12 protein-coding genes are annotated in these 12,907 nt (G+C 66.8%); 7 read left to right on the top strand and 5 right to left on the bottom strand.

Going from position 1 to position 12,907, the window contains the following annotated elements; translation table 11 throughout:
* Window positions 1-7 precede the first annotated feature (7 nt).
* Window positions 8-1,240, top strand: a complete 1,233-nt coding sequence (locus tag ACSC1R_RS06940) for an MBL fold metallo-hydrolase (protein WP_439028343.1) — start codon at window positions 8-10, stop codon at window positions 1,238-1,240.
* A gap of 60 nt (window positions 1,241-1,300) precedes the next feature.
* Here ACSC1R_RS06940 and ACSC1R_RS06935 read toward each other — a convergent pair whose 3' ends face one another.
* Both ACSC1R_RS06935 and ACSC1R_RS06930 read right to left on the bottom strand, forming a co-directional pair.
* Complete coding sequence (locus ACSC1R_RS06935; protein WP_439028342.1) at window positions 1,301-2,326, bottom strand: hypothetical protein; 1,026 nt, start codon at window positions 2,324-2,326, stop codon at window positions 1,301-1,303.
* Between the two features lie 78 nt (window positions 2,327-2,404).
* Window positions 2,405-3,247, bottom strand: a complete 843-nt coding sequence (locus tag ACSC1R_RS06930; protein WP_439028341.1) for an alpha/beta fold hydrolase — start codon at window positions 3,245-3,247, stop codon at window positions 2,405-2,407.
* Window positions 3,248-3,350: 103 nt separating this feature from the next.
* Here ACSC1R_RS06930 and ACSC1R_RS06925 point away from each other — a divergent pair, with 103 nt between their 5' ends.
* Together ACSC1R_RS06925 and ACSC1R_RS06920 are read left to right on the top strand one after the other, a co-directional pair.
* Entirely contained in the window at window positions 3,351-4,328 is a 978-nt protein-coding gene (locus ACSC1R_RS06925; RefSeq protein ID WP_439028340.1) for an aldo/keto reductase, read from the top strand.
* Window positions 4,325-5,011 (top strand): haloacid dehalogenase type II, encoded by a 687-nt coding sequence (locus ACSC1R_RS06920; RefSeq protein WP_439028339.1) that lies wholly within the window; start codon window positions 4,325-4,327, stop codon window positions 5,009-5,011. The genes ACSC1R_RS06925 and ACSC1R_RS06920 overlap by 4 nt, the downstream gene beginning before the upstream one ends.
* A gap of 24 nt (window positions 5,012-5,035) precedes the next feature.
* Here the strand turns inward: ACSC1R_RS06920 and ACSC1R_RS06915 are convergent, their stop codons facing one another.
* Together ACSC1R_RS06915 and ACSC1R_RS06910 are read right to left on the bottom strand one after the other, a co-directional pair.
* On the bottom strand, window positions 5,036-6,121 hold the full coding sequence (locus tag ACSC1R_RS06915; protein WP_439028338.1) for a class I SAM-dependent methyltransferase: 1,086 nt from the start codon (window positions 6,119-6,121) through the stop codon (window positions 5,036-5,038).
* A gap of 68 nt (window positions 6,122-6,189) precedes the next feature.
* Window positions 6,190-7,065 (bottom strand): ATP-grasp domain-containing protein, encoded by an 876-nt coding sequence (locus ACSC1R_RS06910; protein ID WP_439028337.1) that lies wholly within the window; start codon window positions 7,063-7,065, stop codon window positions 6,190-6,192.
* A 100-nt stretch (window positions 7,066-7,165) separates the two neighbouring features.
* On the opposite strand from ACSC1R_RS06910, the gene ACSC1R_RS06905 reads away from it, so the two are divergent.
* From ACSC1R_RS06905 to ACSC1R_RS06895, 3 genes are all read left to right on the top strand, one after another.
* Window positions 7,166-8,608: an FAD-dependent oxidoreductase gene (locus tag ACSC1R_RS06905; RefSeq protein WP_439028336.1), complete on the top strand. Its 1,443-nt coding sequence runs from the start codon at window positions 7,166-7,168 to the stop codon at window positions 8,606-8,608.
* 81 nt (window positions 8,609-8,689) lie between these two features.
* On the top strand, window positions 8,690-9,337 hold the full coding sequence (locus ACSC1R_RS06900) for a helix-turn-helix domain-containing protein (RefSeq protein ID WP_439028335.1): 648 nt from the start codon (window positions 8,690-8,692) through the stop codon (window positions 9,335-9,337).
* An 81-nt stretch (window positions 9,338-9,418) separates the two neighbouring features.
* Entirely contained in the window at window positions 9,419-10,600 is a 1,182-nt protein-coding gene (locus ACSC1R_RS06895) for a PAS domain S-box protein (RefSeq protein WP_439028334.1), read from the top strand.
* Here ACSC1R_RS06895 and ACSC1R_RS06890 read toward each other — a convergent pair whose 3' ends face one another.
* Window positions 10,601-11,563, bottom strand: a complete 963-nt coding sequence (locus ACSC1R_RS06890) for an oxidoreductase (protein ID WP_439028333.1) — start codon at window positions 11,561-11,563, stop codon at window positions 10,601-10,603.
* A 416-nt stretch (window positions 11,564-11,979) separates the two neighbouring features.
* Here ACSC1R_RS06890 and ACSC1R_RS06885 point away from each other — a divergent pair, with 416 nt between their 5' ends.
* Entirely contained in the window at window positions 11,980-12,837 is an 858-nt protein-coding gene (locus ACSC1R_RS06885) for an aldo/keto reductase (protein ID WP_439028332.1), read from the top strand.
* Window positions 12,838-12,907: the final 70 nt, after the last annotated feature.

Here is a 12,907-nt window from a genome sequence, read left to right as displayed (position 1 = left end):
AAACCAGATGCAGCTACGGTTCCTCGGCGGCGCGGGCGAAATCGGCCGCAGCGCCATCCTCGTCGACGACTCGCTCTTGCTCGACTTCGGGATGGCCTCGGGCAACCCCCCGCAGTATCCCGTCGACCAGCCGACGCCCGATGCCGTGGTCGTGAGCCACGGCCACCTCGACCACGTCGGCACCATTCCGGCCCTGCTCTCGGGGAACGAGCGCCCGCCGGTCCACTGGACGCCGCCGACCGCCGAACTCACGCAGGTGCTCGGGAAGGACACCCTGAAACTCAACGGCGGGACCTACGACTGCCCGTTCACCGAGGCCGAACTGAAGCGGCTGACGCAGGTCTCACGGACCCACGCCTACGGCGTCCCGTTCGAGGCCGCGGGCTACGAGGTGACGTTCTTCAACGCGGGTCACATCCCCGGCAGCGCCCACGTGCTGGTCGACGACGGCGACACCAGATTGCTGTACTCCGGTGACTTCCACACCGAGAACCAGCGCCTGCTCGCCGGGTCGCGCGACCGACCCGACGCCGACGTTGTCATCACGGAGGCGACCTACGCCGACACCCACCGCGACCCCCGCCCCGACATCGAGCAGCGCTTCGCCGAGAGCCTGAAGACGACCATCTGGGAGGGCGGCACCGTCGTCGTCCCCGCCTTCGGCATCGGCCGCACCCAGGAGATAATGTGCGTCTGCGCCGCCCACGACATCGGCTGTTACGTCGACGGGATGGGCAAACACGTCACCGAGATATTCCGCCGGTATCCCGCCTTCCTGCGCGACCCCGACGAGCTCAAGCGGGCAAGTGGCCACGCCCGGTTCGTCACCGGCAAGGACGGCCAGCGAAAACGCATCGCACAGCAGAACACGGTCATCATCACGACCTCGGGGATGCTCCACGGCGGTCCCGCGATGACCTACGTCCCCGAGATACGGGACCACCCGGTGAACAAGATAGCTTTTACTGGCTACCAGGTCGAGGGCACGCCGGGCCACCAGGCGCTCGAACACGGCCGGGCGGAGATAGATGGCCGGGTGATGCCGATATCCGCACAGACCGAGCAGTACGACTTCTCGGCGCACGCCGACGCGAACGCCCTGCGGGAGTTCCTGAAGGCGTACCGGGACACCCCAGTCCTCGTGAACCACGGCGACGACTGCGCCGGGTTCGCCGCGGAGTTGCGCGAGGAAGGGTTCGAGGCGGCCGCACCCGAGCTGGGCGCGACCGTCGAGGTCTGAGAGGGTCCACTCTCTGCGACTCGATGCAGAGAGTATGCGAACACGACTTCCAGTCCCCTCTCAGTCCACGTCGTTGGGGTTCACGAGCAGGTCGAACCGGTACCAGACGCCCTCGTACTCCGCGATGGCGTTGCGGAACTCGACCCGCCCAGAGTACTCGCTGGCGGGACGCAGATGCGCCCGGATGCCGAGGTGAGCCAGCGCCGACGCTAGCCCGTCGGAGAGGGGATGGTCCTCGTTGTGTCCGGAGTAGTTCTCCGGGTCGACGACCGTGTCCAGCACCTCACGCTCGGCGTCGGAGACCGACACGTCGGAGAACCGGACGTCGGGGACGGTCTCGTTGGCGTAGCGCTCGAACGCGTCCGCGGAGTCTGCGACCGGCTCGAGCGAGAACGTTCGTTTCGGAACCGACACCGTCCGGCGGTCCGTGACCGGACGATAGTAGTCCTCGGCGTATTCGACGTACTCGAATGGTGGCGACGGGACGAGCTCACTCGCGTCCGGGTCCGTCCCCTCGTGGTACTCGACAGGCTGGAGTTCGTCGAACTCTGGTTCGCCGAGGAACCCGTCGTTCCCGGCGTAGATGGCATCGAGGGCCGCCTGGACGATAGCCGCGTCCTGGTCCGAGAGCGAGGAGAAGGGCTCGCGGAGGACCGTCGCGTCTGCCCCTGGCTCGTCGTCGGTTCGTTCGACCGCGAACAGCCATCGGTCCCGGTCGACCTGTTCCTCCTCGACGTGGATGTGGTAGTAGACACCGTCTCGCTGGACGAACGCGGGGCGAGGGCGGGCGTGGTCGCCCCAGTACGTCATCTCGGTCAGGGGCCACTGGACGGCGGTGACCGTCCCGGTCTCGAACAGTTCGTCCACGAACGCCTGCTTGCGTTCGGCCGTGTAGTCGAGCCGAGTCTCTGCCCGCCGAGAGGCGGGTTCCGTGAGGAGGAACTCCCGTCCCAGCGACGTGTCGAGGTCGCTCGCGAGGAACCGGTAGTCCTGGCCACCGCCGAAGCTGAGGCAGCCAGCGGTCGTCGTCGCGAGGCCAGCGAGGCCCGCGAGCGTGCCGAGGAGGGAGCGGCGGGAACGTAGCATCGGAATATCGTCATGAACAGATAGTGAGAGTAAACCTCTTGTGTTCGAACGGGAGCGGAGACGGGCTGCTGACTGGAGTCACTCCGCCAGGAAGTCCCTGATCGGCTCGGTCTGCTCGTCGACGTTCAGCCCCGGCGGGTGGCCACAGTCGAGTTCCAGCACCTCGGTCTCGGGTCGCCGGTCCAGCATCTCCTCGACGGTCTCGGCGGTGAGGATGTCTGACTCGCGCCCCCAGACCACGAACACCGGGCAGTCCAGCGATTCCCAGTGGTCCCACACCGTCTCGTCGTCGGTGTCGTCCCGGACCAGCGGTTCGACGATGGCGGTGTCGTAGTCCCGGGTGAATCGCCCGTCGTCTCGCCGTCTGGCACTGGTCAGGGTGAACCGCCGCCACTGGGCGTCTGTCTTCGGGTTCGAGGTCGCGTACGTCTCGCGATACCAGCGTTCGAGCCCCGACAGCGTGTCGCGGACGGGCGGGTTCGTCAGGTACTCCACGATGCGGTCGACGCCCTCGTCGGCGTCGGTCAGGACCGGCCCCACGTCGTTCAGCACGAGGTGGGTGATGCGGTCGCGGAGGGGTCCGGCGGCGAGTGGAATCGAGAGCAGGCCACCCATCGAGGTGCCGACGTAGCGGAACTCCTCGAGACCCAGTTCGTCACAGAACCCGAGGACGGCGTTCCGGAGGCCAGCCTTGCTGTAGGCGGTGGCGGGGTCGTCGGCCCACTCGCTCAGGCCGCGGCCGGGCATGTCCGGGCAGACGACGCGGTACTCGTCGGCCAGCTCGCTGGCCAGCGGGTCGAAGTCCCGCCCGTTCCGGGAGAGGCCGTGGATACAGAGGACGACTGGGTCGTCGGGGTCGCCCCACGCCGAGTAGTGCAGTTCGGTGCCGGCGACCGTGACGAAGTGGTCGGTTCGTGTCATGTGTACACCACCCGCGGTGTGGTCGCATAAATCAGGAGGCTAGCACGGGGGAGCGACGTCCGGCAACCTAACCTACACCTGCTCGGCCAGAGAAACCCTCCCCATGGAGTACACACGACTCGGAGAGACGGGTCTCGAGGTCTCGCGGCTCTGTCTCGGTTGCATGAACTTCGGCACCAGCCAGCCGTGGATGACCCACGACCGCGAGCAATCCCTCGACGTCATCGACCAGGCCAGAGAGCACGGAATCAACTTCTTCGACACGGCGAACATCTACTCGACGGGCGAGAGCGAGGAGATACTCGGTGAGGCAATCCAGGAGTACGACCGGTCCGAACTGGCCATCGCGACGAAGGTGTACTTCCCGATGCGCGACGGCCCGAACGGCGGCGGCCTCTCGCGGAAGCATATTCTCGACCAGGCCGAGGCGAGTCTCGACCGGCTGGGCACCGACTACATCGACCTCTACCAGATTCACCGCTGGGACGACGAGACGCCCATCGAGGAGACGCTGTCGGCGCTCGACCACCTCGTCGACGAGGGCGTCGTCAGGTACGTCGGCGCGAGTTCGATGCCTGCCTGGAAGTTCACGAAGGCGCTGTACGAGGCCGACGTGGAGAACTACGAGCGCTTCGTCTCGATGCAGTGTGAGTACAACCTCGTCGACCGCCACGAGGAGGCGAACGTCCTCCCGGCCTGTACGGACCAGGGCATCGGCGTCATCCCGTGGTCGCCGCTCGCGGGTGGCTTCCTCTCGGGCAAGTACGAACAGGGCGAAACACCCGAGGAGGGCCGCGCCGCGACCGACGAGTACACACGGGAACGGTTTACCGAGGACGGCTGGGCCGTCCTCGACGTGGTGCGAGAGCTGGCCGAGGAGAAGGACACGACCCCCACACAGGTCAGCCTCGCGTGGCTGTTGCACAAGGAGTTCGTGGACGCCCCCATCGTCGGCCCGAAGTCGGTCGAGCACCTCGACGAGGACGTGGGGGCGCTCGACGTGACCCTGACCGACGAGGAGATGGACCGCCTCGAGGCACCCATCACCCCGGTCTGGAACCGGGACATCGGTGACGTATGAGCTTCGACGAGTCCCGGGTTTCGACGGTCACGTTCGACTCCTACAGCACGCTGGTCGACGTGGAGGCCGCCGAGAAGGCGCTCGCGGCGCGTGTCGACGACCCGGAACCGGTATCGCGGCTATGGCGCTCGCGTTCGCTCGAGTACACCTTCGTCGGCAACCAGGTGGACGTGTACGAGCCGTTCTACGCAGTAAATCGGGATGCCCTGCAGTACGCGCTGGACGCCCACGGGGTCGACGTCTCGGAGGACGAACGCGAAGAGATACTGGCGGTGTACCACGAACTGGACGTGTTCGACGACGTTCGCGAGGGCATCGAGCGACTGCGAGACGCCGGCTACGACACCTACGTCGTCTCCAACGGGAACCCCGAGATGCTCGAATCGATGGTCGCCCACGCCGACATCGGCGACCTCCTCGACGGTGTCGTGAGTGCACACGAGGTGGAGGTGTTCAAACCCGACGCCGAACTGTACCGCCACGCTGCGGCCCGAACCGGGACACCGATAGACGAGATTGCGCACGTCACGGCGGCGTGGTTCGACGTGTTCGGGGCCCAGCACGCCGGGATGCAGGGCGTCTGGGTGAACCGGAAGGACACTCCCTGGGAACCCTTCGGCGACGACCCGGACCTCACGGTCGACGGGTTCGAGGAACTGGTCGCGAGGCTCGACGGGGCCTGACCCGACCGAGGGACGGGGACAGAATCAGGGGTACAGCCGGTAGAACCGGTACCGGTCGTGCTCGATGGGAAGCACCTCGACGCGGTCGAACCCGGCCTCACCGGCGTACCACCGCAGGGTGTCAGTTCGCATGGCCGCCCCGGTCGCCGCCGAGGGCTGGTCCGCCATCCCGACGGGGAGACAGTGCAGGACGCTCCAGCCGTAGGTGAGCCAGTCGTACTCCAGTTCGTCGCCGAAGCCGTCGCCGACCCGATGGTCCATCACGAGGACGGTCCCGTAGTCGCCGGCGAGGTCGTGCATGGCCGAGAGCGCGCCGACCGGGTCCGCGAGGTCGTGAACGCACTCGAAGGCCAGCACGAGGTCGTAGGGGTCGTCAGACGTGATGGTGGTAGTGTCCGCCTGCTGGACGTCGACCCGGTCGACGAGGCCGAACTCGGCGACGTGCCGACGAGCAGACTCGACTGCGCCCGGGTCGCCGTCGAACGCGTCGACGTGGACAGTCGGGTACGTGTCTGCGACGCCGATGCTGGCGAAGCCGTGGCCACAGCAGACGTCTGCGACCCGTGCGTTCTCCAGCTGGAGTCTGGCGTCGACGTCGGGCATCCCGGGGAGCCACTCGCGCCCGAGGAGGTCGAGATACGCCGTGCGGTTCAGGCGGCCCTGGCCTTCCCGGAAGTCGTCGCCGTACGCGTCGGGGGGGACACCCTCGCCCGTTCGGAAGGCCTCGACGACGGCCGAGATGGGGGTCGCCGCACCGACGAACAGCTGGGCGAACGGGGCCATGAAGCGCTCACTCTCCAGCTCGGTGAGTATCTCCACGTGTGCCGGCGGCAGGGTGTACCGGCGGTCCTCGGCTGGTCGAGCCGGGTCGTCGACGGTGACGATGCCAGAGACGGTCTGTTGTTCGCACCACTCGCGGACGTACCGCTCGTGGGTGTCGGTCCGGGCCGCCAGTTCCGCGGCCGTGAGGGGGGTGTCACCGGCGAGGGCGTGGTAGAACCCGAGGGTGTCGCCGATGTAGATGGCGTACACGTCGAACGCGCCGGCGAGGGCTCCGAGGAGCCGCTCGGCGAACGCGTCGCGCTCCGCATCTGTGGCCAGGGTTGCCATAGGCGTACAGAAGTCGCTCGAGGCACTAAACGGTCGTGTCTGGGTGTGAGACAACTCTATTCCGGGTATTACAGTTCTCCGAGGCGTTCGGCCACGACGTCTGCCATGGTGCCTGTGGCAGCCGGGACGTGGTCGAAACCGAGGGACGGCTCCACGAGTTCGAGTTCGAGCACCGTGAGCGCCCCGTCGACCTCGACGCCGTCGACACGGGCGTACAGCGGCGTCTCGCCGAGTTCGGCGGTCGCGGCGGCGACGACGTCTCCGGCCTGGCTCCGGAGTGCCTCGCCGGGTTCCTCGACGCTCACCGTCCCCCCGAAATGTTCGTGTACCCGGAAATCCCCCGTCTCGGGGCGTTTCAGGACCGCGTGACTGTACGTGCCGTCGACGAACACGAGCGACCACTCCCCCTCGGTTATCTCCGGGACGAACTGCTGGACGAGCAGGTCTTCGTGGTCCCGCAGGCTCTCGTAGCGTTCCTGGTGTGAGTCCGCACGGGCCCGGTCGGTCCGCCAGGTGTCCTCACCCCCGAGACTGATTGCGGGTTTGACGACGGCTTCGCGCCAGCCGTTGGCGTCCAGAATCGCCTCCAGCGACCGACCGTCGGTGCCCGAGACGTACGCGGTCGGGACCGTCTGGATGCCGCGCCCTTCGAGGTCGCGCAGGTAGAACTTGTGGCTGTTCCAGCAGAGCGTAGACGGTGTGTTCCAGAGCGTCGTTTCGGTCGAGACGGTGGTTATCCACTCCTCGAACTCGCCCACACGAGTGTGGTAGTCCCAGCACGACCGGACGAGGACGGCGTCGTACGCACCCCAGTCGACGCTCTCGTCCGTCCAGACGGCCGGCTCGACGGTGATGTCCCGCTCGCGGAGGGCGGCCGCGAGCTGGCGGTCGTCGTCGGTCAGGTCGGCGTACTCGGCGCTGGTTGCGAAGGCGACGTGAGGCATCTGGTCGCACATCACTGGTGACCACTATAATTCATCCGGGCGTTCGCGGCGAGTGCCACCAGCACAAACTATCTTGACCCTGTCATCCGAGTATCCCGATATGGCAGACCCGTTCGTCGTCGTCGGAGGTGACGCGGCCGGCCTCAGTGCCGCGAGCAAGTGCAAACGCGAAGACCCCGACCGGGAGGTCGTCGTCTTCGAGAAGGGCTCGTGGGTGTCCTACGCCCACTGTGGAACGCCGTACTTCGTCAAGGGCGAGGTCGAGTCTCTGGACCGGTTACTCTCGCTCTCGCCCGACGAGATAGACGAGCGCGGCATCGACCTGAAGCGCCACCACGAGGTGCTCTCCGTCGACACCGACGCCCAGACCGTCACCGTCCGCGGGAGCCACGACGAGACGTTCGAACAGCCCTACAGTGACCTGCTCGTCGCGACGGGGGCCCGTGCCGTCACGGGTCCCATCGACGGCGCCGACTGCGAGGGCGCATTCACCATGCACGGACTCGATTCGGCCGCCCGGACGCGGGCGTTCTTGCTCGACCCCGACGTCGACGCCGTCGCCGACGTCGGCGGTGCGCCGTTCGTCGACGAGGACGAGGTGGACCACTACGGGAAACTGGAGCCTCCGGAGTCCGTCGCCATCGTTGGCGGGGGGTACGTCGGCATCGAGATGGCGGAGGCGTTCTCGGCACACGACCTCGACGTCCACCTGTTCCAGCGCAGCGAGCACGTCCTGCGGCCGTTCGGGGAGGCCGTCGCCGAGCGCGTCGAAGACCACCTCCGCGAGCAGGGCGTCACCCTGCACGTGAAGAGCGAGGTCGAGGGAATCCGGGCCGACGACGACGGCCGGGTCGAGGCCATCGCCTTCGACGGAAAGGCCATCGCCGTCGAGATGGCGCTGGTCGGCATCGGCATCCGGCCGAACACGGGCCTCGTCGAGGGCACGCCGGTCGAACTGGGCGACTCCGGGGCTATCGCGGTCGACGACTACGGCCGAACGACCGTCGAGCACGTCTACGCGGCCGGCGACGTGGCCGAGATGCGCCACGCGGTCACGGGCGAGCACGACTGGGTCCCGCTCGGGCTGACCGCGAACCGGGCCGGGCGTGCCATCGGCCAGACCGTCGGAACCGCCCCCGCCGGCGACCCGGAACCCGTCGGCGACATCGCCGGAACCGCCGTCGTCAAAGCGTTCGACCTGGAGTGCGGGCGGACTGGCATCGTCGACCCCGAGGAGGCCCGCGAACACGGGTTCGACCCGGTGTCAGAGACCATCACGACACGCTCGCGCTCTGGGTACTACCCCGGCGCGGCCGAGACGACCGTCACGCTGGTCGCCGACCGCGACTCGAAACGGCTGCTCGGCGGCACCATCGTCGGGACGGACCGGGCCGCAATCCGCATCGACGTGCTCGCGATGGCGCTGGAACAGGACACCACGGTTCCCGAACTCGAACGCACCGACCTCGCGTACGCGCCGCCGTTCGCGCCCGTGTGGGACCCGATTCTCACGGCGGCGAAGGTGCTCGACGGGAAACTGTAGCCGGGCACTGTCGCGGCCAGTCACTGCCGCAGCCAGCCGTCGCCCGCAGTTTAACACCGTTCGTGACGTAGTGACGGGTGGATGGCGACGATAGCGGAGTTCACGTTCGAGCCCCAGACGTTACCGTTCGGTGTTATCTTCGAGTCGTTCCCCGACGTGACCGTCGAACTGGAGCGTGTCGTCCCGACGCGTGGCGTGCTCGTCCCATACTTCTGGGTCCACGACATGTCCAGCGAGGACGTCCAGCAGCTGGTCGGGAACGGGCTGGCAATTCCAAACGTCGAACTCGTCGACACCGTCGACGGCGAAGCCCTCTTGCGAGCCGAGTGGGACCCCGAGTCGCGCCGCGGCGTTCTGAACGGTATCTTCGAATCGGACCTCTCGCTCCTCTCCGCGGTCGGGACAGCGGACGGCTGGGTCCTTCAGGTCCGAGCCGAAGACCACGAGACCATCACCGGCTTCCAGAACTACCTGACCGACGAAGGTATCCCAGTCAACCTGGCCGGCGTCCACTCGCTCGAGGCGGCCGGCATCCGCGGGGACACGCTGACCGAGACGCAACGCGAGGCCCTTCGACTGGCGTACGAACGGGGATACTACGCGTCACCCAGAGAGGTGACACTGGAAGACATCGCCGCAGAACTCGGGATTTCGCGACAGGCCCTCGCCTCGCGGCTCCGGCGCGGCACCAATCGACTCATCGAGATGACACTGGAACAGGAGTCGTGAGTCAGCAGAACAGTTATAAAGGTATTGCATAGTCAACGGCCGCCCCTGATGACACGGTGTCTCGTACGGGAAGTAGACAACATGGGCGAAACGACAGACCGAAACACGGAGCAGGGGGCGGTCGAAGCTTTCGTTCAGCGGCCGATTCGAATCTTACACGTCGACGACGACGACCAGCTCGTGTCGCTCGTCGCGACGTTCCTGGAACGCACCGACGACACCCTCGAGGTCCACTCCGCGACCAGTGCCAGGGAGGGGTTGGCGTTGCTCCAGACGGCGGAGTTCGAGTGCATCGTCAGCGACTACCAGATGCCGGAGATGAACGGACTCGAGTTCCTCGACGCGGTCCGCAAGGCCACACCCGACCTGCCGTTCATCCTCTTCACCGGCAAGGGGTCCGAGGAGATAGCGAGCGACGCCATCACCGCCGGTGTCACCGACTACCTGCAGAAACGGGGTGGCCCCGACCAGTACACCCTCCTCGCGAACCGAATCGAGAACGCCGTCCACCAGTACCGGTCACAGCGAGCCCTGGTCGAACGAGAAGAGCGGTATCGAAAACTGACCGAGACCGCTCTGTTTGCCATCGTCACCGTCGATACCGATGGGATCATCCAGTTCACCAACCCGGCCGTCGAGCGTATCTTCGGGTTCACGGACGTCGACCTCGCCGACGAATCGCTACTGAAACTCGTCCCGGCGGACACCCGTCCCGTGTATCAGGACGTCTTCGACCACTACGCGGCGACGAACGCCGTCAGCGAGAAATCGACCGAGTGGGAGAAACGGTCCGTGTCTGGTCGTCACGCCGGCGGCCACGACATCGACCTGACCGTCTCGTTCTTCGCGTTCGAACACGACGGGTCGGTCCAGTTGACGTTCGTCTTCGACGACGTGACCGAAGAGCACCGCCGAGAACTCGAGTTCCGCGCCGTCTTCGAAGGGGCGTCCGACGCGATGGTCATCGCGAACGACGATGGTGAGTACGTCGACGTCAACCCGGCAGCCTGTTCGCTGTTCGGGCTATCGGAACCGGAACTGCTCGGTCGGTCGATTCGAGAGTTCGCGGCCCCGGGCACGGACTTCGATGCGATGTGGGCGTCGTTCAAGTCGACCGACCAGGACCGGGGGACGTTCGACCTCGTCCGACCCGACGGCGACCACCGGACCGTCGAGTACGCCGCCACGAGAGACATCCTTCCGGGCTGGCACCTCTCGATACTCAGGGAGGACACCGACCGCGAGCACGGGGCCGAGTCGTAGCTACTGGTCGCGGTCGAGCGTCGCCCTGACGCCGAAGTCGTACGTGACGCCCGTCAGTTCTTCAGAGACGTCCCAGAGCCGTTCTGCGGTCGCCACGTCGTACGACCGGTCGCTGGAGCGCTGTTTCTCCGGGTACCCACGCATGTCCAGCAGGCCGCCCGGTCCGACGTACTCGCCGCCGGCGACGTCGTAGGCGGTGGCGGCGTACAACATCGGGAGCGCCCCCTTCGCCGCCGACTGCGCCAGCACCGCGTTGGCGGCTTTCATCAGCCAGAGCCGGAGCGTGGACCCGGACTGCTCGGGGCCGCGGCGCTGGAGGTTCGTCGCCGCGTAGCCGGGATGGCACACCACGCTGAGGACGTTCTCTATCTCGGCCTCGTCGAGCAACCGGTCGAACTCGTAGGCGAAGAGGACGTTCGCCAGCTTGCTCTGGGCGTAGGCGTTCCACTCGTCGTACGATTGCTCGCCGTGGAGGTCGTCGAAGTCCATCTCGCCGCGCTCGTGCAGGCCGCTGGACTGCGTGACCACGCGCGTCTCGCCGTTGGTCTCGTGGAGCGTGTCGAGCAGGTGCCCCGTCAGCGCGAAGTGCCCGAGGTGGTTCACGCCGAACTGCAACTCGAAGCCGTCTTTCGTTTCTTGTCGGGGGATGGCCATCACACCCGCGTTGTTACAGAGGACGTGGAGGTCGTCGTAGTCCTCTTTGAAGGCTTCCGCGAAGACGCGAACCGACTCGAGGGAGGCGAGGTCGCACTCGCGCACGTCGAGGTCCGCGTTCGGGACGGACTGCTGGATTTTTCGGACTGCCTGCTCGCCCTTCTCGACGCTCCGGCAGGCCATCACGACCGTCGCGCCCTTCTCCGCGAAGGCCTTCGTCGCCTCGTAGCCGAGCCCACTGTTCGCCCCCGTCACGATGACGACTTTTCCCCGCTGGTCGGGCATGTCGTCGCGCGTCCACTTGCTCATGTGGTTCCCTGATAGGTGCCGGAGGTAGAAGGTCGTACTGCTGGCGGAAGTGCTGGCATCGGGTGTGGGCAGTGGTGCTGGTCCCGTGACTGGGGATGGTTCCGTGATGGTGAGTCGGTCCCTTCTCTGGTCCGACTAGCAGTCGACTCGCGCTGGTGGAAATGGAGACCGCCCCCGCCCCGCACAGCACCGCGTCCGCACCACACCCTCCCCAGCCGACTCCCTCTGTTCCGTTCCGCTACCGCTCCACTCCACTCCGGTCGTCCCTCGCGCGCTTCCGTCGGCGGCCTCACTTCGTTCGGACCGCCGACCGCACACGCCGGGTTCTTACTCCGGCAACCGTCGCCCGATTCCCATCCCAATCCACCGCGACACGGACACCTTTCACCCCAGACGCCGACCGTTGAGATACACCTATGCCAGTCCAGAATCAGGCGGACACCTTCGACATCGGCGGCGAGTACACGGTCAAGCGACTCGGCTTCGGCGCGATGCGGCTCACGGGCGAAGACATCATCGGGCGACCGGACGACGAGGAGAACGCACACCAGGTGCTTCGCCGGGCGGTCGACCTCGGCGTGGACCTCATCGACACCGCAGACTCCTACGGCCCGGGAGTCTCCGAACGACTCATCGCCGAGGCGCTGGACACGACACGCGACGACCTGGTCGTGGCGACGAAAGGCGGCCTCCTCCGGAATCGCGACGGCGAGTGGCTGCCGATGGGCGACCCGGACTATCTGCGGAATGCGCACCTGTGCAGCCTCGACCGCCTCGGCGTCGAGAGCATCGACCTGTACCAGTACCATCGGCCCGACCCGGACACCGACTTCGAGGCGTCGATAACGGCGCTCGCGGAGTTGCAGGACGACGGGGTCGTCGACCACGTCGGCGTGAGCAACGTCACCGTCGAGCAGCTCGAGACGGCCCGCGACATCGTGGACGTGGCGACCGTCCAGAACCGCTACAACGTCGCCTACCGCGACGACGAGGACGTGCTGCAGGCGTGTGAGGAGTACGGCATCGGCTTCATCCCGTGGTACCCGCTGGCGGCGGGCGACCTCGATTCAGTGGGCGAGGTCATCGACGACGTGGCACAGGGCCACGACGCCTCTCGCCAGCAAATCGCGCTCGCGTGGTTGCTCCACCACTCCGACGTGACCCTCCCGATTCCGGGCACGTCGAGCATCGAGCACCTGGAGGAGAACGTCGCGGCGTCGGCCATCGACCTGACCGACGACGAGGTAGCGCGGCTGACCGAGGCCGGCGAGTAGACGACCCGCGGCCGGTGCCGGAGCGACCGGCGACGCGCCGACGGGCAGGAAGCAACGTTCTTTTCCGGCG

The sequence above is a fragment of the Haloarchaeobius ordinarius genome, assembly GCF_051801355.1.
Taxonomy (GTDB): domain Archaea; phylum Halobacteriota; class Halobacteria; order Halobacteriales; family Natrialbaceae; genus Haloarchaeobius.
The sequence above is the reverse complement of the archived record's forward strand: the minus strand, read 5'-3'. Positions and strand labels throughout refer to the sequence as shown.